Annotated in this window: 16 protein-coding genes; 12 read left to right on the top strand and 4 right to left on the bottom strand. The window is 76.1% G+C overall.

From position 1 onward, the window contains the following. Positions 1-260 precede the first annotated feature (260 nt). The 7 genes from ACIF6L_RS11595 (at position 261) to ACIF6L_RS11565 (ending at position 9750) form a co-directional block, all read left to right on the top strand. Positions 261-1268, top strand: coding sequence for a GNAT family N-acetyltransferase (locus ACIF6L_RS11595; protein ID WP_396488101.1), 1008 nt, complete (start codon positions 261-263; stop codon positions 1266-1268). A 67-nt stretch (positions 1269-1335) separates the two neighbouring features. Further along, positions 1336-2124, top strand: a complete 789-nt coding sequence (locus ACIF6L_RS11590; RefSeq protein ID WP_396488099.1) for an aminotransferase class IV — start codon at positions 1336-1338, stop codon at positions 2122-2124. Between the two features lie 240 nt (positions 2125-2364). Further along, positions 2365-3159, top strand: coding sequence for an ABC transporter ATP-binding protein (locus tag ACIF6L_RS11585; RefSeq protein WP_329490323.1), 795 nt, complete (start codon positions 2365-2367; stop codon positions 3157-3159). Next, positions 3156-5714 carry an FtsX-like permease family protein gene (locus tag ACIF6L_RS11580; protein ID WP_396488096.1) on the top strand — a complete coding sequence of 853 codons (2559 nt, stop codon included), beginning with the start codon at positions 3156-3158 and terminating at the stop codon, positions 5712-5714. The genes ACIF6L_RS11585 and ACIF6L_RS11580 overlap by 4 nt, the downstream gene beginning before the upstream one ends. A gap of 443 nt (positions 5715-6157) precedes the next feature. Next, positions 6158-6640, top strand: coding sequence for a hypothetical protein (locus ACIF6L_RS11575; RefSeq protein ID WP_359805337.1), 483 nt, complete (start codon positions 6158-6160; stop codon positions 6638-6640). Further along, positions 6637-8223 carry a multicopper oxidase family protein gene (locus ACIF6L_RS11570; protein ID WP_396488095.1) on the top strand — a complete coding sequence of 529 codons (1587 nt, stop codon included), beginning with the start codon at positions 6637-6639 and terminating at the stop codon, positions 8221-8223. The genes ACIF6L_RS11575 and ACIF6L_RS11570 overlap by 4 nt, the downstream gene beginning before the upstream one ends. Positions 8224-8388: 165 nt before the next feature. Beyond that, positions 8389-9750: a DUF2252 domain-containing protein gene (locus ACIF6L_RS11565; protein ID WP_329490327.1), complete on the top strand. Its 1362-nt coding sequence runs from the start codon at positions 8389-8391 to the stop codon at positions 9748-9750. On the opposite strand, the gene ACIF6L_RS11560 is transcribed toward ACIF6L_RS11565, so the two are convergent. Continuing rightward, on the bottom strand, positions 9728-9934 hold the full coding sequence (locus ACIF6L_RS11560) for a hypothetical protein (RefSeq protein WP_396488093.1): 207 nt from the start codon (positions 9932-9934) through the stop codon (positions 9728-9730). The genes ACIF6L_RS11565 and ACIF6L_RS11560 overlap by 23 nt on opposite strands. Before the next feature lie 562 nt (positions 9935-10496). Between ACIF6L_RS11560 and ACIF6L_RS11555 the strand changes: the two genes are divergently transcribed. Continuing rightward, on the top strand, positions 10497-12062 hold the full coding sequence (locus ACIF6L_RS11555) for a hypothetical protein (RefSeq protein WP_396488091.1): 1566 nt from the start codon (positions 10497-10499) through the stop codon (positions 12060-12062). A gap of 61 nt (positions 12063-12123) precedes the next feature. On the opposite strand, the gene ACIF6L_RS11550 is transcribed toward ACIF6L_RS11555, so the two are convergent. After that, on the bottom strand, positions 12124-12336 hold the full coding sequence (locus tag ACIF6L_RS11550) for a hypothetical protein (RefSeq protein WP_329490330.1): 213 nt from the start codon (positions 12334-12336) through the stop codon (positions 12124-12126). Positions 12337-12502: 166 nt separating this feature from the next. On the opposite strand from ACIF6L_RS11550, the gene ACIF6L_RS11545 reads away from it, so the two are divergent. Continuing rightward, positions 12503-13426, top strand: a complete 924-nt coding sequence (locus tag ACIF6L_RS11545; protein WP_396488089.1) for a DUF6891 domain-containing protein — start codon at positions 12503-12505, stop codon at positions 13424-13426. A gap of 93 nt (positions 13427-13519) precedes the next feature. Then, a complete protein-coding gene (locus ACIF6L_RS11540) occupies positions 13520-13846 on the top strand; it encodes a hypothetical protein (RefSeq protein ID WP_396488088.1) in 327 nt (108 codons plus the stop codon). 227 nt (positions 13847-14073) lie between these two features. Here the strand turns inward: ACIF6L_RS11540 and ACIF6L_RS11535 are convergent, their stop codons facing one another. Both ACIF6L_RS11535 and ACIF6L_RS11530 read right to left on the bottom strand, forming a co-directional pair. Next, on the bottom strand, positions 14074-14988 hold the full coding sequence (locus ACIF6L_RS11535) for a diacylglycerol kinase (protein WP_329490333.1): 915 nt from the start codon (positions 14986-14988) through the stop codon (positions 14074-14076). Further along, complete coding sequence (locus tag ACIF6L_RS11530) at positions 14985-16607, bottom strand: FAD-binding oxidoreductase (RefSeq protein ID WP_396488086.1); 1623 nt, start codon at positions 16605-16607, stop codon at positions 14985-14987. Before ACIF6L_RS11530 ends, ACIF6L_RS11535 begins: the two co-directional genes overlap by 4 nt. A 20-nt stretch (positions 16608-16627) precedes the next feature. On the opposite strand from ACIF6L_RS11530, the gene ACIF6L_RS11525 reads away from it, so the two are divergent. Both ACIF6L_RS11525 and ACIF6L_RS11520 read left to right on the top strand, forming a co-directional pair. Continuing rightward, positions 16628-17338 (top strand): TetR/AcrR family transcriptional regulator, encoded by a 711-nt coding sequence (locus tag ACIF6L_RS11525; protein ID WP_396488085.1) that lies wholly within the window; start codon positions 16628-16630, stop codon positions 17336-17338. 150 nt (positions 17339-17488) lie between these two features. Further along, positions 17489-19045: a glycerol-3-phosphate dehydrogenase/oxidase gene (locus tag ACIF6L_RS11520; protein WP_396488083.1), complete on the top strand. Its 1557-nt coding sequence runs from the start codon at positions 17489-17491 to the stop codon at positions 19043-19045. The last annotated feature ends 16 nt before the right edge of the window (positions 19046-19061 follow it).

Genomic DNA, 19061 nt, shown 5'->3' with positions numbered 1-19061 from the left:
ACGGTGCCCGCCGGTCGAACCAACCCGCCCGGTAGGTGAGTTGGGCTCCCCCGGGGCGATGGTGGTCCCGGTCGCGGTGGTCGCGTCTGCCTCGGTGATTCAGCACCCCTTCATTCCAGCGGCGCAGTACGGCCGGGTCATGACGGCCAGGTCGAGACCTGGGGTCGGGTTTCCCCTACCTTCGTCGCCCGCCCACCTTCGCCCTGACGTTCGGTGACGACGGAAACACGTTCGGTGGCGAAGCTCGCTATCGTGGTCCCGTGGTGAGGTCGTGGGATGCCGCGGTGGAGCGGGCGCAGGAGCGGTTGGCGGCGGTGCCCCGGCTGCGGACGGTGGACGGCGGGGACGGGCGGCGGTTCGAGCTCTGGGACGTGGCGTCCCGCGCCGAGGGCGAGCTGGGCGAGCGGGTGGACCCGGACGCCCTGACCCCGGAGGCCGAGCGCGGGCTGCGCGAGCGGCTCGGCGAGAGCGGCCGGGAGTGGCCCGACGGCGGGCTCTACCGCCGCCGCTACTGGGTGCACGGCCCGGACGGCCGGGACGGTCCGCCGGTCGGCACGGTGGCGGTCGACAACTGGACGAGGGGACCGGGCCAACTGGCCGTCTCCTCGCTCTACCTGCGCCCCGGCGCGCGCGGCCGCGGCCACGCCGCCGCCGTGCTCGACGAGGTGTACCGGGCGGCCGCGGCCGAGGGGATGCCCGGCTACCGCCTGGACGCGCACTGGACCTGGCAGCACGCCGTCCGCTACTACCTGCGGCGCGGACTCTGGGTGGTCTCCTGGAAGCACGCCCTCGGCCTCGCCCGGATGCCGCAGCTGCCGTCCTACCGGGTGCGCGAGGAGGACGACCGGCTGCTCCTGCTGGTCTCCGACGCCCGCCACGGCTGGGTGCCGCTGCTCGCCGCCGGGCGGGAGGGCCGGTGGCTGCGCCTGGACGAGACGGCCGCCTACCGGCAGAGCGACGGGTGGGTGCACGACTTCGCCCGCTCGACGCTCGCCCTGCACCTCGCGCTGGCGGGCCGGCCGCTGGTGCGCGGTCCGCAGTGGTGGGCGGAGGCCTGGCGCTGGTCCGACACCGGCGAGCCGGAGGGCCTCGCGTACAAGATCGAGCACTTCGAGCGGCTCGCGCGCGACGCCGGCCGGCGCGTCGTCTCCCCCTACCGGCCGGAGGGCGCCGGGCCGGAGCGGCCAGTCCTGCGGGAGTCGGACCGGGCCCCGCAGGTGCCCGGCCCGGCCGACCGGCTGCCGAGCACCGCCCCGCAGGGGCCGTGACGGCGCCGCCACCACCGTTCGCGACGGCCGCGCACACCCGCGGCCGGACGGCTGGGAGACTCGGGGGATGGCTGAGATCGAGATCGACGGCGCGCCTGCCGACCCCGGGCAGCTCGCCGCTCTGGGGCTGCTGAACTACGGGCACTTCACCACCCTGCGGGTGGAGTCCGGCCGGGTGCGCGGACTGGCCCTGCATCTGGACCGCCTGGTCCGGGACTGCCGGACGGTGTTCGGCGCCGAGCTGGACCGGGAGCTGGTCCGGCAGCGGATCCGCCGGGTGCTCCCGGCGGACGGCGCTCCGGTGATCGTCCGGGTCACCGTGTTCGATCCGGCCCTCGGGCTGGAGCGCCCGGCCGCGCCCGCCCTGCCCCGGCTGCTGGTGACCACCCGCCCGGCCCCGGCCGCGGCCCCCGGCCCGCTGCGGGTGCGCACCGCCGCGTACCGGCGCGAGCTGCCCGAGGTGAAGCACGTCGGCCTGTTCGGTCTGGTCGGGCTGCGCCGGCAGGCCCAACTCGACGGCTACGACGATGCCTTGCTGACCGGGGAGGACGGCCGGATCACCGAGGGGGCCACCTGGAACATCGGCTTCCACGACGACCGGCAGGTGGTCTGGCCGGAGGGCCCCGCGCTGCCCGGCGTCACCGCCGCGCTGCTCGCCGCCGCGCACCCCGGCCCGCAGCGGCGCGAGCGCGTCGACCCGGCCGGCCTGGACCGGTTCGTGGCGGCCTTCGCGGTCAACGCGGGTGTCGGCGTCCGGCCGATCGCCGCGATCGACGGGACGGCGTTCGACCCCGCCCACCCCGTCCTCGCGCCGCTGTGCGCGGCGTACCGGCGGATCGAGGGCGACCTGCTCTGAGCCGGGCCCCACCGGTCCGGTCCGCAGCGCTCCTCCGGTCCCGAGCGTTCCGTCGGTCCGTAGAACTCGGACGAACCCCGAAAGAACTCCGGGGCTGCGGGCCGGGGGCAAGGCGGGGGGAACGGGGTGGGGATAACCCCCCGGTCCGTCCGCCAGCGGCCTCCATGGTTCGGAGCACCCGCCCTTCCTAGGCTGGAACACGTCGACGACCAGCGACGATTCCCGAAGGAAGGCCCCTCCATGGCACGCCGCCAGCACCCCCAGACCGAGCCGTACGGCCGCCCCGGCGCCCACGCAGCGATCGAGCTGCGGGCGGTACGGCGCAGCTACGGCCGCGGCGGCGACGTCGTGCACGCCCTGCGCGGGATCGACCTGTCGCTGGACCGGGGCAGCTTCACCGCGGTGATGGGGCCGTCCGGCTCCGGCAAGAGCACCTTCCTGCAGTGCGCGGCCGGCCTGGACCGCCCGGACGGCGGCGAGGTCTACCTCGGCGGCGAGGAGATCACCCGGCTGAGCGAGAACCGGCTCACCAAGCTGCGCCGCAGCCGGATCGGCTTCATCTTCCAGTCCTTCAACCTGCTGCCCTCGCTGACGGTCCAGCAGAACGTGCTGCTCCCGCAGCGCCTCGCCGGTGAGCGCCAGGACCGTGCCCGGGCGCGGGAGTTGCTCGCCCAGGTCGGTCTCGGCGAGCACGCCGGCCGGCGGCCCGGCCAGCTCTCCGGCGGCCAGCAGCAGCGGGTGGCGATCGCCCGCGCGCTGATCACCGACCCGGACGTGGTCTTCGCCGACGAGCCGACCGGCGCGCTGGACACCCGCACCGCGCACGAGGTGCTCGGCCTGCTGCGCCGCGCCGTGGACACCATGGGCGCGACCGTGGTCATGGTCACCCACGACCCGGTGGCGGCCTCCTTCGCGGACCGCGCCGTGTTCCTCGCCGACGGCGCGTTCGCCGGCGAGCTGTACCACCCGGACCCGAACGCCGTCGCCGACCGCATGGTCACGCTGGCTGCGCGCCCGGTCGGAGCGGCGGCATGAGCAACGGACTCGCGCGCGCCTCGGTGCGCTTCCGGCCGGCCTCCTTCGTCGGCACCTTCCTGGCCCTGCTGCTCGGCGCGGCCATCGTGACGGCCTGCGGCACGCTGCTGCAGACCGGCCTCACCGCGAGCGTGCCGCCGAGCCGCTACGCCGCCGCCCCGGTGCTGGTCGCGCCGGACGCGGCCGTCGAGATCACCGTCAAGACCGGTGGGGACGAGGACGTCGAGAGCCTGCCCGTCCCCGAGCGGGCCCGGGTCGACGCGGCGCTGGCCGGGCGGATCGCGGCCCAGCCCGGCGTCGCGGCCGCCCGGCCGGACACCGCCTTCCCGATCCCGGCCGGCTCCGCCCCCGGCGTGCCCGGTCTGACCGGCCGGGGCATCGCCGCCCTCGGCATCGCCGGAGCGGGCGAGAAGCTGGTCGAGGGCCGTGCGCCGGGCGCGGGCGAGGTCGTCCTGGACGTCGACACCGCGCACGCCGCCCACCTCGCGCCGGGCGCCACCCTCGCACTGAACGGGCCCGGTGGCGCCGGCACCTACCGGATCTCCGGCCTCGCCGCCTCCCCGGGGGCGGGCCCGCAGCATCCGGCCGCCACCGCGTGGTTCGCCGACCAGGTCGCCGACCGGATCTCCGGCCACCCGGGCCGGGTCGACGCGATCGCCGTCGTCCCCCGCGACGGCGTCACCGCCAAGACCCTCGCCGCCCAGGTCCGCCAGGCCGTCGGCGGCGACGCCGAGGTGCTCACCGGCGACGCCCGCGGCGCCGTCGAGCAGCCGCTGCTCGCCGAGAGCCGGACCATGCTCACCGCCCTCGGCGGCTCCTTCGGCGGCATCGCCACCATGACCGCGGTGTTCGTCGTGATGAGCACCGTCGCCCTGGCGACCGGCCAGCGGGCCCGGGAGTTCGCCCTGCTGCGCGCCATCGGCGCCACCCCGCGCCAGATCCGCCGCACCATCGCCACCGAGGCGGTGCTGGTGGCACCGATCGCCGGCGCCCTCGGCATCCTCCCCGGCCTCGCGCTGGCCCGCTGGTGGTTCGGCGAGCTGGCCGACCGCGGCGCCGTCCCGGCGGCCGTGCCGCTGGACGTCGGCCCGATCCCGATGCTCGCCGCCGTGGCGACCTGCACGATCGCCGCGCTGACCGCCGGCTTCTTCGCCTCCCGCCGCCCGTCCCGGCTGCGGCCCAGCCAGGCCCTCGGCGCGGCGGCGGTCGAGGCCGGCCGCCCCGGCACGGTCCGGACCGTGGTCGGGCTGCTCTTCGCCGCCGGGGGTGTCTCGCTCGCCGCCGTCGCGGCCGGCCTGGACGGCTCGAAGGCCGCCAACACCGCCCTGGGCGTGGTGATGTGCTTCCTGATGGCCGTCGCCCTGCTCGGTCCCTGGGTGGCCGGGGTCGCCGCCGGGGTGTTCGGTCTCCCGCTGCGGGCCGGGGCCGGCGCGCCCGGTTCGCTCGCCGTCGACAACACCCGGGCCAACGCCCGCCGGCTGGCCTCCGCGATCACGCCGATCGTCATGGTCACCGCCTTCTGCGGCACCCTGCTCTTCATGCAGAGCACCATCACCCACGTCACCGGCGAGCAGGTGCGCACCGGCATCACCGCCGACCACGTGGTCGGCTCGACCGGCCCCGGCCTGCCCGCCGGCAGCGCCGACCGCGCCGCCAAGGTGCCCGGCGTGGACGCCGCCGTCGGCGTGCTGCGCACCAGCACGGTCTACCGCGACGGCAGCATGCTCGGCACCGCCAACACGCTCGGCATCAGCGGCGACCCGGCGAAGCTCCCCGCGGTGCTCGACCTCGGGGTGAAGAGCGGCTCGCTGGCCGAGCTCGCCCGTTCGGCCGACACCGTCGCCCTGGACGCCGGTCTGGCCGACGCCCTCGGCGTCACGGTCGGCGACCGCGCCCCGCTCTGGCTCGGTGACGGCACCCCGGTCAAGCCCACCGTGGTCGCCACCTACGAGCGCGGCCTCGGCTTCGGTCAGGTGCTGCTGCCCCGGGCGGCCGTCGCGGAGCACGTCACCGCCGGCTACGACAGCCAACTGCTGGTCGCGGACGCCCCCGGTGCCGACCGGGCCGCCGTGGCCGCCGCACTGGGCAACCTCTCCGGCGCCGGCGCGACCACCGTCGCCGACCGGGCCGGCTTCGTCGCCCAGGCCGACAAGGCGCAGGAGATCGGCGCCTGGGCGAACGCGGTGATGGCCGGTGTGCTGGGCGGCTTCGCCGCCGTCACCGCCGCCAACACCCTGGCGATGACGGTGCTGGACCGCCGCCGGGAGGTGGCGCTGCTCCGCCTGGCCGGGACGACCCGCCGTCAGGTGCGCGGCATGATGCGCTGGGAGGCGCTGCTGGTCGCCGCGACCGGGCTGGCGGTCGGTGCGGTGATCGCCTGGGTCACCCTGCTGCCGATCACCCGGGGCATCACCGGCTCGGCGCCGCACATCCCGGTCGGCCTCGCGCTGCCGCTGGCCGCCGGAGCGGTGCTGCTCTGCCTCGGCTCGACCGGCCTGCCGGCCCGCCTCCTGCTGCGGGCCAACCCGGTGGCGGCGGGCGGGGGCCGGCAGTAGCGCGGACCCCTGGGGGCTCCTGACGGCGGGACGGGCGGTGCGCGAGGGTGGCGCACCGCCCGTCCGGGTGGGCCGGGGGGTGGGGGTGTGGGCCTCGGGGCGGCCTCGGGGTGGCGGGAGGGGCGGTGCGCGCGGGTGGCGTACCGCCCGTTCGGGTGAGGGCTCCGGCCCAGGCGGGCGCAACGGGGTGGTGATCGACCTGCCCCCGGTTCGGCGCCACGGATCCGGGAGCCCGGTCGGTTACGGTGTCGGCCGCGCCGTCCGGGGCCGAGCCGCCTCCGGAGGCGTTTGCCGTTTCCCCTCCGCCAGGCCCGCCGGGCCGTTTCCCGCACCCGTTCCGCACCGGTTCCTACCGCCGCCGTTCCTCCGCCGTCGTTCCGCAGCCCCTTCGCACCCTCCCGCACCGGTTCCCGCCTCACGGCCGAGCAGAGAGAAGCCCACCCATGAGCAGTCCTCCCGTGGCCCCCGCGCCCCGTCGGCCGCTGATCCTGCTGCGGGCGAGCGCCACCGCGCTGGCCGCGCTGGCCGTCCTGCAGACCGTGCTGGCCGGCAGCTACCTCAACGGCCACTACGAGTCGCTCGTGCTGCACGAGGCCGCCGCGCGGGCGGTGCTCGTCGCGGCGTGCTGCCAGCTCGTGGCGGGGGCGCTGGTCCGGCGGCCCGGCCGTGACCGGCGCGGCCCGCGCGGGCCGTTGTGGCTCTCGGTGCTCCTGGTGGCGACGGTGACCCTGCAGACCGCCGTCGGCTACAACCGCGCGATCGGGGTGCACGTGGTGCTCGGTGTGCTGCTGGTCGGCGGCATCCTGGCCGGCCTGGTCGGTGCCTGGCGGCTGCCGCTGCCGGCCCGCGCCGGCGCCGCCGCGGCCGACCCCGAGGGCGCCGGCCGGCTGCCCCGCCCGGGCGGACCGGTGGAGGTCGCCCAGTGAACCGCCGCCGCTTCCTGGGCATCGGCGCGGCCGTGGTCGGCACCGGCGGGATCGGGGCCTTCGCCCTCCCCTCGGCCACCCGACTGCTGGCCGAGGCCCGGCCGGGCCGGCTGCTGCTCAGCGCGATGGAGCCGCCCGCCCCGTTCCAGGTGCCGCTCCCGGTGCCGCCCGTGCTGCAACCGGTCCGTACCGACGGCACCACCGACTACTACGAGATCACCCAGCGGAGCGCGCGGCTGGAGATCCTGCCCGGCCTGCGGACCGAGGCCTGGACGTACGGCGGCAGCTTCCCCGGTCCGACCTTCGCCGTGCGGGCCGGGCGGCAGAGCGTGGTCCGCCACCGCAACGAGCTGCCGGTGCCCTCGGTGGTCCACCTGCACGGCGGCCACACCCCGGCGGACAGCGACGGCTACCCGACCGACCTGCTGCTGCCGGTCGGGGGCGGCGGTGCCCGGGGCGCCCAGGACATGGCCGGGATGGCGGGCATGCCGGGGATGGAGCACCACCCGGCCGCCGCCCGGACCGCCGACGGCGAGCGCACCTACACCTATCCGAACCACCAGCGCGCGGCCACGCTCTGGTACCACGACCACCGGATGGGCTTCACCGGCCCCGCCGTCTGGCGGGGCCTGGCCGGCTTCCACCTCGTCCACGACGACGAGGAGGACGCGCTGCCGCTGCCGCGCGGCGAACGCGACGTCCCGCTGATGCTCGCCGACCGCTCCTTCGCCGAGGACGGCTCCTTCCAGTACCCGGCCACCGATGCCGCGCTGGCCGTCCCGGGCGTCACCGACGACTACATGAACGGCGTCCTCGGCGACGTCATCCTGGTCAACGGCGCCCCCTGGCCCCGGCTCGCGGTGGACCGCGCCCGCTACCGGCTGCGCGTGCTGAACGCCTCCAACGCCCGCCTCTACCGCCTCGAACTCGATCCGCAGCCCTCCGGCGGCGACGCGCTGGTGCAGATCGGCGGCGACGGCGGCCTGCTGGAGGCCCCGCTGGCGCACGACGCGCTGGAGATCGCCCCGGCCGAACGCTTCGACCTGGTGGTCGACTTCGCCCGCTATCCGCCGGGGACGTCGGTCCGCCTGATGAACCGGTTCGGCACCGACCGGGACGCCGAGGTGATGGTGTTCGACGTGTCCTCGCGGACCGTCACCGACGACTCGGCCGTGCCCGAGCGGCTCTGCACCCTCGAACGGCTCGATCCGGCCGCCGCCGTGACCACCCGGACCTTCGGCTTCCGCCGCAGCCGCAACGACGGCTGGACGATCAACAACCAGCCCTACCAGCCGGGCCGTTCGCTGGCCCGGCCCGCCCTCGGCACCGTCGAGAAGTGGCGCTTCTTCACCGACGTCCACCACCCCGTCCACCTGCACCTGGACCCCTTCCAGGTGCTCTCGCGCAACGGCGCCGAACCCGGCCGCTACGACGCCGGCTGGAAGGACACCGTGGACCTGCGGCCGGCCGAGTCGGTCGAGGTCCTGGTCCGCTTCACGGACTACCCGGGGACGTACATGCTGCACTGCCACAACCTGGAGCACGAGGACATGGCGATGATGGCGGACTTCGTCGTGGAGTAGCGCGCCGGCCGGGCCGGTGGCCACCGCTCCGTCCCCTCACCCGTTCGGCCGCGCGCCGGCGGGCGGCCGTCCCGCCCGCCGGCGCCTCGACGTGCCGGGCCCCCGCGGTTGACCTAGCGTCGCGGGAGGGGCACCGGCCCTGCCGTCCGACCGAGGAGCGCGCGCATGACCAGTCCCGCCGAACGCCGCCGGCGCGGCCGGGCCGCCCGCGAACGGGTCTCGCGCTCGGCCCACGGCCGCTGGATCCCCGCGGCCGACCGGCCCGACCCGATCGCCGTGCTGGAGCGGCAGGGGGCGGACCGGGTCGCCGAACTGCTGCCGATCCGCTACGGCCGGATGGCCGACTCCGCCTTCGCCTTCCTGCGCGGCGCGGCCGCCGTGCTGGCCGCCGACCTCGCCGCCGTCCCCGACACCGGCATCACCGTCCAGCTCTGCGGTGACGCCCACCTGGCGAACTTCGGCATGTACGCCTCGCCGGAGCGGGCGCTGCTCTTCGGCCTGAACGACTTCGACGAGACCTACCCCGGCCCGTTCGAGTGGGACGTCAAACGGCTCGCCGCGAGCGCCGCCGTCGCGGCCCGCGACAACGGCAACGACGAGGCGCACGTCCGCCGGGCCGCGCTGACCGCCGCGCTCGGCTACGCCACCGCGATGCGGCGGCTGGCGGCGATGGGCGAACTCGACGTCTGGTACGCCCGGATCGACACCGAGGACCTCCTCCCGCTGATCAGCAGGTCCAAGCGCCGCAAGCGGGTCGAGGCCGGTATGGCGCACGCCCGGCGCCGCACCAGCCTGCAGGCCTTCGGCAAGCTCACCGAGGAACGGGACGGCCAGCGCCACATCATCAGCGAGCCGCCGCTGATCCAGCCGCTGACGAAGAACGAGTTCGGTGCCGTCGGGCAGATCTTCAGCGACTACCGGGCCACCCTCAGCGAGGACCGCCGCGTCCTGCTCGACCGGTTCCAGTTCGTCGACGCGGCGCGCAAGGTGGTCGGCGTCGGCAGTGTCGGGACCCGCTGCTACATCATCCTGCTGGAGGGGCGCGACGCCCGGGATCCGCTCTTCCTCCAGGTCAAGGAGGCCACCCGGTCGGTCCTGGAGGACCACCTGCCCGCCGGCAGCCGGGTCGACGCCGAGGTGACCGGTACCCACGGCGGCCGCCGGGTGGTGGTCGGCCAGCACCTGATGCAGGCCGTCAGCGACATCTTCCTCGGCTGGACCACCGGCCCGGCCGGCCGCCACTACTACGGGCGCCAACTGCGGGACATGAAGGGTTCGGTGGAGATCGCCGACATGACGAGGTCCGGTCTGCGGGATTACGCGGACCTCTGCGGCCGCGCGCTGGCCCGCGCCCACGCCCGCTCCGGCGACCGGCTCGCCATCGCCGGCTACCTGGGCTCGTCGGACACCTTCGCGGAGGCGATCGCCGACTTCGCCGTCAGTTACGCCGACCGGACCGAGGCCGACCACGCCGCCCTGCTGTCCGCGATCGACGACCGGGTGATCACGGCGAAGCGGGGAATCTGACCCGGGCCGCCCGGTCCTCCAGGCAGGACTGACGAGCCAGTTCGGGCAGCAGTGCGGCGAGCCGTCGCAGTTGGTCGCGCTGGTCGGCGAGGTCGAGCGCGCCCGGGCGGACGACGACATGGCGGGCCCCCGCGTCCCGGTACCGGGCGAGGCCGGCCACGACGTCCTCCGGCGTGCCGGTCACGAGCGCCTGGATCCGCTCCGACCCCTCCAGCGGCAGGCCGTAGTCGGCCCGTGCGTAGGCGTCGGGCGCCCGGCGGCCACGTCCTCGTCCACGCGGACCGAGACGAAGAGGGCGGGGGTGATCGCCTCCGGGTCACGGCCCGCCCCGGCCGCCGCCTTCCGCACGTCCAGCAGCCCGGACCGGTAGTCGGCGGGGTCCGGCGGGTACGGCAGCCGGCCGCCGTAGCACCGCCCGGTGCGGGCGAGGGCCGCCGCAGTGGGCGCCGGCGGCCGGGCGACGGGGTCGGGCGCCACCCGGTCGGCGGGGGTGCGGACCCCGCCGGTCGACGGGTTGGCGGGGGACCGAGGCCCGTCGAAGGTCGGGGTCGGCGCGTCTTCCTGGCGTCAACTCGCCTCTCCAGATGATGAGTTGAGGGTCAGTCCTGGTGTCAGTGGGGCATGTGCATGACTTCGACAAGATGATTCCTCGTCAGTAACATGGCGGCGCGGCCGTGCGAGCCGCCTCCCTGCCTCCACTGATCACGGGCGGTCGTGTCCTCGTCCGCCGCTCCGAAAGAGTCCTGTTGAAGAGTTCCCTCGGCATGGCGGTCCGCCCTGCCCTCGTCTCACTGGTGCTGCTCGGTGTCGCCGCGTGCGGGCCGACCTCGGGCGACCAGCCGGGCTCCCCGACGGCCGACGCGACCGGCGGTGCCCCGGTCGCCGCCTCGGCCTCCGGTGCCGGCCACCCGGTCGCCGCCGTCACCCCGACCGGTTCGCCGCAGGCCCGGGCCGCCACCCCGGCCAGCGCGTCCACCGCCTCCGGGCGTCCCGCCGCCACCACCTTGCCGGTGGCGGCGGCGCAGCCGGGCGCGCAGCAGGCCGCCGTCGGCGTGCCCGGTGCGGACGGCACGGCCGTCTCCCCGGCGGCCCGGAACCTCCAGCTCACCGCGTACGACCCGGCCGCCGGTACGGCGGTCCTGGCGGCCGCGGGGCCGTCGGCACCCTCGGCGGGTCCGTCGGCGAGCCCGTCCGCCGGTTCGTCCGCTAGCCCGTCCGCTAGCCCGTTCGCGAGCCCCTCGCCGGGGTCGACGGCCGCGGTCGAGGCCGTCCGGCCCGGTCAGCTGATCGCCAGCCCGCCGACGGCCGCCGCGCCGCAGGGTGCCCTGGTCGCCGTCACGGCCGTCCGTTCGGCGAGCGGCGGGTCGGTCTCCCTGGCGACCCGGCCCGCGACGCTGACCGAACTGCTCGGCGGGGCCGAGGCGGACGGCAAGGTGGCCGTCGACCCCCAGGCGATCAAGGTGACGCCCCTGGTCAAGGACGTCAAGGCGACCGCCGGCCGGGAGAACGGCACCACCACGGCCGACGCTTCCGGCACGCTGGAGGTCGACGTCAAGGCGCCGATCCCGCTCCCCGAGGGGCTGAGCGCCGACGCCTCCGGCTCCCTCCAGCTCCACCCCGCCGTGCACTTCGCCTACCACGGTGCCGGCGCGGGCAGTCCGCGCACCGCGTCGATCGGCTTCGACCTGGGCGCCCACGCCCAGTGGAAGGTCACCGGTGACTTCGCCCGTGGCACCGGCGCCGCACCGATCCGGGTGCCCTTCGCCAAGCTCCAGGCCAGCCCGGTCATCACGGTGGCCGGCCTGCCGGTCGTGGTGAACCTCGGGCTCACCTGCTACCTGGAGGTCAGCGCCGACGGCCAGGTCCACCTGGAGGCCGAACAGGAGGTCACCGGTACCTGGGCGGTGCACGCCGACTACGCCGGCGGGCGCGGCTGGACGTCGTCCACCGACGCCGCCGACACCAAGGTCTCCCCGGTCCACGTGCGGCTGACCGGCAAGGCGGCCGCCCGGGCCGCGCTGGGCGCCGAGGTGAGCGTCGGCCTGTACGACACGGTCGGCGTCGAGGCCACCGTGGCCCCGTACCTGCGGGCCCGGGCCGACGGCTCGCTCACCGTGGACGTCCCGGGCGGCGCGCCCCAACTCCAGGGCAGCTGGGACCTGCTGGGCGGGGTCGACCTGAACGGCGCGCTGCTCGCCCATCTGAAGGTCTTCGGCACCCCGATCATCGAGGGCAAGCTCCCGCTGCCGCCGTTCCACCGCGAGTGGCCGCTGGTGTCCGGTGCGCTCCCCTCGCCGGCCCCGAAGGGCTGACTCGTCGTCCGTACCGCGGACCCCGGGCCGAATCGGCCCGGGGTCCGCGGCGTGCGAGGGGTCAGGCGCCGTCGTCGTCCTCCGTCGCGGCCTCCTTCCCGGCGCCCGCGGGCGCGACGCCGCTGAAGTTGTTGGCGGGCAGGAGGTAGTCGAAGCTGCCCGAGGAGGTGTGCGCACCGCCGGCGGGGCAGACGCCGTTGGTCGGGTTCCCGTTGAACCAGAGGCCGAAGCACTTGCCGCAGTACCGCCAGTTGGACTGTCCGAGGATGGCCACGGAGCTTCCTTTCCGGACGACTTCCCCGGGTCGGAGGAAGAGCGTCCCGTGGGGGGCATGCGTCCATGGTTCGGTGCCCGGAGTCCCGGACACATGAGGCAGGTGTCCCCTGTGCGGCAGGGACCTCCCCGATGACGTGTCAGTGGGCTGTGCGACAGTGGCCCGCATGCTGGCGATCGAGGTGCAGACGGAGAACGGGGAGCGCCACCTTCGGGTGACCGCCGAGGAGCTGGCCGCACTGGTGCGCCGGATCGGCGGGCCGGGCGACCGCTTCCTGGTGGTGGAGCGGATTTCCGGCCCCGCCGAGGTGTTCGTCCAGGTCTGGCACGAGGCCGGCGGCGACTACACCCTGGAGCACCGCGAGGGCTCGAACGACCGCCATTTCCGGGTGCTGCTCGACGACCCCGGCCCGGTGATCGCCGCGATGACGGGCTGGGCCCGCCGGGCGGACGGCTGGGACGCCGGCCTGGCCTGGCAGCGGCTCGACCTGACACCGGAGCCCGAGACGCCGGCGCCGCCGCTGGAGCTGCCCGACGACGACCGCAGGCAGCTGGAGGACCGCCTCCGCCAGAGCCTGGCCGGCGGCTACGCGACCCGGGCCGAACTCGCCGAACTGGCGGAGGACTACCTGGTCAAGGGTGACCGGCGACCGGTCTCGCCCGCGCAGGCCCGGGCCCTGGTCGACCGGATGTGGCGCGAGCGGGCCGAGGAGCAGGCCGGCTGGGAGGGCGAGACGGACGCCGACCGGCTCACCCGTGCCTTCACGGCACTGGAGGCGGCCGGCATCACGGCCCGCGAGAACTTCACCTGCTGCCACTCCTGCGGACAGGCCGAGATCGCCGGCGTCGGCTCGCCGGACGCCCGGGGCTTCGTCTACTTCCACTCCCAGAGCACCGACGCGGCCGCCGCCGGCCACGGGCTGTCGCTGGACTACGGGGGCTTCGACGACTCGGCGGAGACCACCGCCGCCGTCGGCCGTGAAGTGGTGGCCGCCCTGGCGGTGGCCGGCCTGCCGGCGGACTGGGACGGCGACCCCGCCAGTGCCGTCGAGGTGCGACCGCTGGACTGGCGCCGGCGGCTCGTCGGCTGACCGCGCGCACCCGGCCGTCGGGACCGGCCGGATGACGCCCGTCCCCGGGCCCGGCACGTGGACATCCGGGCGGGGTGACGGGAGGATCGGCGCATGACAGCTGACGGACCGTTGACGGAGGAAGACCTCAGCGCAATGGAACGGCGCGCCGCCGCGGCGGCGCCGGGCCCGTGGACCGCCTGGCTGGAGGGTCGCCACGGCGTCGGCGGCGACAGCTTCATCCAGGTCCGCCCCGAGGCGGAGCCGGACGACGAGATCTACGTCAGCCGCTTCGTCGAGGGCACCCAACTGCCCGGACAGGACCCGAGGCTCGACGCGGACATCGACTTCATCGCGGCCGCCCGCCAGGACGTCCCCCGCCTGATCGCCGAGGTGAGGCGGCTGCGGGCGGCCGCGGCGGACCGGTCCCGCGGCTGGTGACTGCCGGGAGGTGAGGCCCCGGCCCCCTCCGCCGGGCACCTCCGCACAGGAAGTCGGCCGGTCCGACTCCCTGCGCGGAGGCCGGGGACGCTCGGCTCATCGCCCCGGACGTCGCGGCGAGTCCCACCGAAGCAGGGGCGTTCGTTGCCCGGAAGAGGGGTGGGACAGCCCGGGCCGGACCTCAGGCCGGTTTCAGGGCGGTCTCAGGCCGGATTTCAGGCCGGGTTTCAGGCCGGGGTAAGCAGGTGCAGGGCGCCGGGGACGGCCTCGACGTCGACCGGCAGGGCGGCCATGAACTCGCCGTCGGCGTACGCGGTGATGCCGGGGGAGTCGATCCGCAGCGAGGGCGTGCGGTGGGTGGTGACCTCCGGGTGATCGACGTGGGTGCCCTTGAAGAGGGTGGGGAAGAAGCGGGCGATGCGGTGGCGGGGCATGGCGTCGACCAGGGTGATGTCGAGCAGGCCGTCGGTGGGGTCGGCGGTGGGGCAGATGAGCATGCCGCCGCCGTAGCTGCTGGTGTTGCCGACGGCCGCGAGGGTGAGGTCGCGCGCGATGACGGTGCCGTCGGCGAGGGTGAGGCGGAAGGGGAGTGGGCGGAGGTTGGCGAACTCGACCAGGATGGCGAGGTTGTAGCGCATCCTGCCGTGCGGCCAGCGCAGCCGGTTGGTGCGGTCGCTGACCAGTGAGTCGAAGCCGCTGGCGAGGACGGAGCCGAACCAGCGCCGCGTGCCGTCCGCCGAGGTGATCCGGCCGAGGTCCACCGTGCGGGTGCGGCCGGCGGCGATGACGTCGGCCGCCGCCTCCGGCTCGCCGCGCGGCAGCCCGTACGCGCGGGCGTGGTCGTTGCCGGTGCCCGCCGGGACGACGCCCAGGGGGACGTCCGTCCCCGCGGCGGCCTGGAGGCCGAGGTTGATCATCCCGTCGCCGCCGACGACCACCAGGGCGTCGCAGGAGCCGGCGGAGACGGCCGCGCGGGCCAGGTCGAGCGACTCCTGGGCCGACGAGCCCGCCCGGGCGTCGACCTCGACGCCCAGGGCGCGCAGCCGGTCGGTGGCGCGGCGGGCCGCCGGCTCGGCGTGGCCGGCGGCCGCGGCCGGGTTGGTGAGGAGAACGACCCGGGTGATGGTTCTCCGGTCGGTCATGGGATCAGCTTGCCGGGGTTGAGGATGCCCACCGGGTCCAGCTCGGCCTTGACCGCCCGCAGGATGCGGACGCCCAGCTCGCCGATCTCCTCGGCCATCCAGGGCCGGTGGTCGGCGCCGACGGCGTGGTGGTGGGTGATGGTGCCGCCGTTGGCGAGGATGGCGTCCCCGGCGGCGCGCTTGGCGACGGCCCAGCGGGCGAGCGGCTCCTCGCCGAGCGCGGCGACGACGGTGAAGTAGAGCGAGGCGCCGGTCGGGTAGACGTGCGAGATGTGGCAGAGCACGAGGGCGCCGGGCAGGGCGCCGGTCAGCGCGGTGGTGACCGCCAGGCGGAGGTCGGCGAGCCGTCGCCAGTCGGTCGCGGTCTCCAGGGTCTCGCAGAGTGCTCCCGCGCTCAGCAGCGAGTCACGCAGGTACGGCGCGTTGAACCGGCCGTGCTCCCAGGCCCGGGCCGGTGCCTCGCCGAGCGAGGTGGCGCCGGCGGCGAGCAGGACGTCCCGGGTGAGCCGGTGACGGGTCGCGACCTGGTCGGCGGAGCCCTCGAAGACGGTGACCGCCAGGCAGCCGGTGACGGCGGGCTCGCCGCCGATCTTCTCCGTCATCGCGAGGTTGACCATGGTCTCGGCCTCGTCGGAGAGCCGGATCACCGTCGGACCGGTGTCCTGCTGCTCGACCGCGCGCAGTGCGGCCGCGCCGGTGGCGAAGTCCGGGAAGGACCACGCCTCGTAGGCCTTCACGGCGGGCACCGGGTGGATCCGGACGCGGACGGCGGTGATCACGCCCAGCGTGCCCTCCGAGCCGAGGAAGAGTTCACGCAGGTCGGGGCCGGCGGCGGAGGCGGGGGCGCGGCCGAGGTCCAGCACGCCCGCCGGGGTGACGACCCGCAGGCCGCGCACCATCTCGTCGAAGCGCCCGTACCCGGCGGAGTCCTGGCCGGAGGAGCGGGTGGCCGCGAAGCCGCCGATGGTGGCGAAGCGGAAGCTCTGCGGGTAGTGGCCGAGTTCGAAGCCGTGCTCGGCGAGCAGCGCCTCGGCCGCCGGGCCGGTCAGGCCCGCGCCCAGGACGGCCTCGCCGGAGGTGGCGTCCAGGTCGAGTAGCCCGTCGAGGCGGCGCAGGTCGAGCGAGACGACGGCGGTGAGGCCGCCGCGCTCCGGGTCGAGCCCGCCGACCACGCTGGTGCCGCCGCCGAACGGGACCACGGCGATCCGGCGCTCGGCGCAGAGCGCGAGCAGGGCGGCGATCTCGTCCTCGCCGCCCGGCAGCACGACGGCGTCCGGCGCGTCCTGCGGCTCGCGGCCGCGGCGGCGCAGCAGGTCGGGGGTGGACTTGCCGCCCGCGCGGGGGAGGCGGTCCGCGGGGGCCGCGCTGACGTGGGTCTCGCCGACCACGGCGGCCAGCGCCTTCAGGTCAGCCTCGATCAGCCGCGAGGGCCGCAGGGTGACCTCCTCGGCGGCGGGCCCGGGGGCCGCGTCGCCGGTGACGCCGAGGGCGGCGGCCAGCAGGGCTTTGATGTCGGCCGACAGCTCCTTGGCGAGGGCCGGGTCGCCCCAGGCGTCCCACTTCATCGGGGGGAGCGGCAGCGCGGCGTGGGCCGGTCCCGCTTGCGTCTCAGGTGCCATGCGTTACAGTTTCACACATCATGTCAAGTAGTAACGATGATCACGACGACCGCCCGGTCGGCCCCGGGGCGGGCACCGAGTCGCGCGGCGCAAAGGCCCATGGCGCGGAGGCGCGCGGCCCTGCGCAGCGTGGAGCCGAGCCGCCGGGGGCCGAGCCGCGTGCGGCCGAGCCGCGCAGTACCGATGACGCCATTCTCGACGCCGCCGCCGAGCTGATCGTCCACCTCGGCGTGCGCCGCACGCAGTTGGCCGAGATCGCCCGGCGCGCCGGGGTCAGCCGGCCGACCGTCTACCGGCGCTGGCCGGACGTCCGGGCGGTGATCGGAGCCCTGCTCACCCGGGAGATCCTGGCGACCCAGGCCACCGTCCCGCTGGTGGGCGAGGACCGCGCCGCCTTCGTCGAGGGCGTCGTCGAGGTCGCCGTCCGGCTGCGCGACCACCCGGTGCTCGCCGCCCTGCTGCGCTCGGCCGACTCCGACGCGCTCTTCGAGTACGTCGTCGAGCGGCTCGGCACCAGCCAGCTCGGGCTGCTGGAGGCGTTGCGCACGGGCATCGAGCAGGGCCAGGCGCACGGCTCGGTCCGCGCCGGCGAGCCCGTCGAGCTGGCCGCGATGGTGCTGCTGATCGCCCAGTCCACCGTCCAGTCGCACCGCATGGTGGCGCAGCTGCTGCCGGAGGCGGCCTGGCGGCGCGAGCTGGCCCGGGCGCTGAACGGTTACCTCGCGCCGTGACCGCTCGGGGGGTTCGGGTCGGGACGGCGGCCCGCCTCGCGGCCGCCCGCCCGGTGACCGCCCGCCTCGCGGCCGCCTGCCCTGCGGTCGAACGCCCCCTGACCGCTCGCGTCATACCCTGCACGCCGTGACGAACGGATACCTCGCGCCATGACGATCAACGCCGGGCCTTTCGCCGGAACCACCCGACTCAGCTCCCGTCGGCGGGAGGTGGAGCTGGACGCGCTCGCCACCACCCCGGCCGTCGACCTGCTGGTCGTCGGTGGTGGAGTGACCGGCGTCGGGGTCGCGCTGGACGCGGCCGCGCGCGGACTCCGGGTCGTCCTCGTCGAGGCCCGCGACCTGGCCTTCGGCACCAGTCGGTGGAGCTCCAAGCTGGTCCACGGCGGCCTGCGCTACCTCGCCTCCGGGCGGATCGGCGTGGCCCGGGAGAGCGCCGTCGAGCGCGGCGTGCTGATGACCCGCACCGCCCCGCACCTGGTCCGCCCGCTGCCGCAACTCGTCCCGCTGCTCCCGGGGTTGCTGCGCCCCGGGCAGGCGTCGCTGGTCCGGGCCGGTTTCCTCGCGGGCGACGCGCTGCGGGTGAGCGCGCGCACGCCCGGGGCGGTGCTGCCCCGGATGCGCCGGGTGGACGCCGCCCGGGCCCGCCAACTGGTGCCCGGCGTACGGTCGGTGGGCCTGGCGGGTGCGCTGGTGGCGCACGACGGCCAACTGGTCGACGACGCACGGCTGGTGGTGGCGCTGGCCAGGACGGCCGCGCAGTACGGCGCCACCGTGCTGACCCGGGTCCGGGCGGAGGAGGTCACCGGCAGCTCGGTCCGGCTGGTCGACAGCCTGACCGGGCAGTCCCTGGTCGTCACCGCCGGCGCGGTCGTCAACGCCACCGGTGTCTGGGCGGGCGAGGTCGACCCGTCGATCCGGCTGCGGCCCAGCCGGGGCACCCATCTGCTGGTCGACGCGGCCGCGCTCGGCCACCCCGTCGCCGCGCTCACCGTGCCGGTGCCGGGCTCGACCAGCCGGTTCGTCTTCGCGCTGCCGCAGCAGCTCGGCCGGGTGGCGATCGGGCTGACCGACGAGGACGCGCCGGGACCGGTCCCGGACGAGCCGCAGCCGACCGAGGCCGAGCTCGACTTCCTCCTCGACACCGTCAACGCGGCCCTGGCCACCGAGTTGACCAGGGCGGACGTGCGCGGCGCCTACGCCGGGCTGCGGCCGCTGATCGACACCGGCGGCGGCAGCACGGCGGACATCTCCCGCCGGCACGCGGTGCTGGAGTCCCCGTCCGGGGTGATCACGGTGGTCGGCGGCAAGCTCACCACCTACCGGCGGATGGCCGAGGACGCGGTGGACACCGCCGTCCGCCTGCGCGGCCTGCCGGCCCGCGACTGCTGGACGGCCCGGCTGCCCCTGGTCGGCGCGCCCGGGCACCGGGACAGCCGGCCGGTGCCGGAGGGCGGAGTGCCCGCCTCGCTGCTCGCCCGGCACGGCGGCGCGGCCCGTGAGGTCCTGGCGGCGGGCGGCGCCGAGCCGATCGCCGAGGGCATCGACGTGACCCGTGCCGAGATCGCCTACGCGGTGACGCACGAGGGCGCCCTGGACGCCGGGGACGTGCTCGACCGGCGGACCCGGATCGGCCTGGTCGCGGCGGACGCTGCCCGGGCCCGGGCGGCGGTGGAGGAGATCGTGGAGCAGTCCCTCGCGGGGTAGCGGCCGGCCACGGGGC

It is taken from the genome of Kitasatospora sp. NPDC086009 (assembly GCF_044540385.1).
Classification (GTDB): domain Bacteria; phylum Actinomycetota; class Actinomycetes; order Streptomycetales; family Streptomycetaceae; genus Kitasatospora.
The sequence above is the reverse complement of the archived record's forward strand: the minus strand, read 5'-3'. Positions and strand labels throughout refer to the sequence as shown.

Bases quoted from the DNA above. Each gene is read 5' to 3' on its own strand.
- ACIF6L_RS11585 (WP_329490323.1), top strand. From the start codon at position 2,365: ATGGCACGCCGCCAGCACCCCCAGACCGAGCCGTACGGCCGCCCCGGC.
- ACIF6L_RS11520 (WP_396488083.1), top strand. From the start codon at position 17,489: ATGACGATCAACGCCGGGCCTTTCGCCGGAACCACCCGACTCAGCTCC.
- ACIF6L_RS11530 (WP_396488086.1), bottom strand. From the start codon at position 16,607: ATGGCACCTGAGACGCAAGCGGGACCGGCCCACGCCGCGCTGCCGCTC.
- ACIF6L_RS11535 (WP_329490333.1), bottom strand. From the start codon at position 14,988: ATGACCGACCGGAGAACCATCACCCGGGTCGTTCTCCTCACCAACCCG.
- ACIF6L_RS11580 (WP_396488096.1), top strand. From the start codon at position 3,156: ATGAGCAACGGACTCGCGCGCGCCTCGGTGCGCTTCCGGCCGGCCTCC.
- ACIF6L_RS11540 (WP_396488088.1), top strand. From the start codon at position 13,520: ATGACAGCTGACGGACCGTTGACGGAGGAAGACCTCAGCGCAATGGAA.
- ACIF6L_RS11525 (WP_396488085.1), top strand. From the start codon at position 16,628: ATGTCAAGTAGTAACGATGATCACGACGACCGCCCGGTCGGCCCCGGG.
- ACIF6L_RS11545 (WP_396488089.1), top strand. From the start codon at position 12,503: ATGCTGGCGATCGAGGTGCAGACGGAGAACGGGGAGCGCCACCTTCGG.
- ACIF6L_RS11590 (WP_396488099.1), top strand. From the start codon at position 1,336: ATGGCTGAGATCGAGATCGACGGCGCGCCTGCCGACCCCGGGCAGCTC.
- ACIF6L_RS11575 (WP_359805337.1), top strand. From the start codon at position 6,158: ATGAGCAGTCCTCCCGTGGCCCCCGCGCCCCGTCGGCCGCTGATCCTG.
- ACIF6L_RS11565 (WP_329490327.1), top strand. From the start codon at position 8,389: ATGACCAGTCCCGCCGAACGCCGCCGGCGCGGCCGGGCCGCCCGCGAA.